This is a genomic window from Cupriavidus mimosae (assembly GCF_023952485.1).
Lineage (GTDB): Bacteria > Pseudomonadota > Gammaproteobacteria > Burkholderiales > Burkholderiaceae > Cupriavidus > Cupriavidus taiwanensis_C.
Window position 1 is genome coordinate 1 of sequence record NZ_JALHRY010000083.1, and the last position, 1,285, is coordinate 1,285.

At 70.9% G+C, this 1,285-nt stretch carries 1 protein-coding gene; it reads left to right on the forward strand.

Going from position 1 to position 1,285, the window contains the following annotated elements:
* Positions 1-1,285 (forward strand): acetyl-CoA carboxylase biotin carboxylase subunit (locus MKD50_RS30375; RefSeq protein ID WP_252669761.1); only part of this gene is annotated, 1,285 nt, incomplete at both ends.

Sequence of the window (1,285 nt, forward strand, 5' to 3'; positions counted from 1 at the left end):
GGCTGGGCATCCGCACCGTCGCGGTGTATTCCGATGCCGATGCCGAGGCGCGCCACGTGGCCTTCTGCGACGAGGCCGTGCATATCGGCGGCGCCGCCGCGCGCGACAGCTACCTGCGCGCCGACCACATCATCGAGATGGCCAGGGAGACCGGCGCCCAGGCGATCCACCCGGGCTACGGCTTCCTGTCCGAGAACGAAGCCTTCGCCGAGGCCTGCGCCGCGGCCGGGCTGGTCTTCATCGGCCCGCCGGCGTCCGCCATCCATGCGATGGGCAGCAAGAGCGCGGCCAAGCAGCTGATGGAAAAGGCGGCGGTGCCGCTGGTGCCGGGCTACCACGGCGAGGACCAGGACCCGGCGCTGCTGCGGCGCGAGGCCGACCGCATCGGCTACCCGGTGCTGCTCAAGGCCAGCGCGGGCGGCGGCGGCAAGGGCATGCGCGTGGTCGAGTCGGGCGACGGTTTCGAGGCCGCGCTGGCGTCGGTCAAGCGCGAGGCCAGCGCCAGCTTCGGTGACGACAAGGTGCTGGTGGAGAAGTACCTGACCCGCCCGCGCCATATCGAGATCCAGGTGTTCGCCGACACCCATGGCAACTGCGTCTACCTGTTCGAGCGCGACTGCTCGGTGCAGCGCCGCCACCAGAAGGTGCTGGAGGAAGCGCCGGCGCCGGGCATGACCGAGGAGCGCCGCCGCGCCATGGGCGAGGCGGCGGTGGCCGCGGCAAAGGCCGTCGGGTACGTGGGCGCCGGCACCGTCGAGTTCATCGCCAACCAGGATGGTTCGTTCTACTTCATGGAGATGAACACGCGCCTGCAGGTCGAGCACCCGGTGACCGAGATGATCACCGGTCAGGACCTGGTCGAATGGCAGCTGCGCGTTGCCGCCGGCGAGCCGTTGCCGCTGACGCAGGACCAGCTGCGCATCGACGGCCATGCGCTGGAGGCCCGGATCTACGCCGAGAACCCCGACAAGCAGTTCCTGCCGTCCACCGGCACGCTGCGCTTCCTGCGCACGCCGCCGGCGGTGCAGTTCATGCGCGGCGAGGATGCCCACGGCCCGGCCGGCGTGCGCATCGACGCCGGCGTGCGCGAGGGCGATACCATCAGCCCGTTCTACGACCCGATGATCGCCAAGCTGATCGTCTGGGGCAAGGACCGCGACGAGGCGCTGGCGCGCATGCGCCAGGCGCTGGCGGCGTACCACGTGGTGGGGCTGTCGACCAACGTGGCCTTCCTGCAGCGGCTGGTGAAGTCGGAGGCGTTCCGCACCGCCGACCTCGACACCGG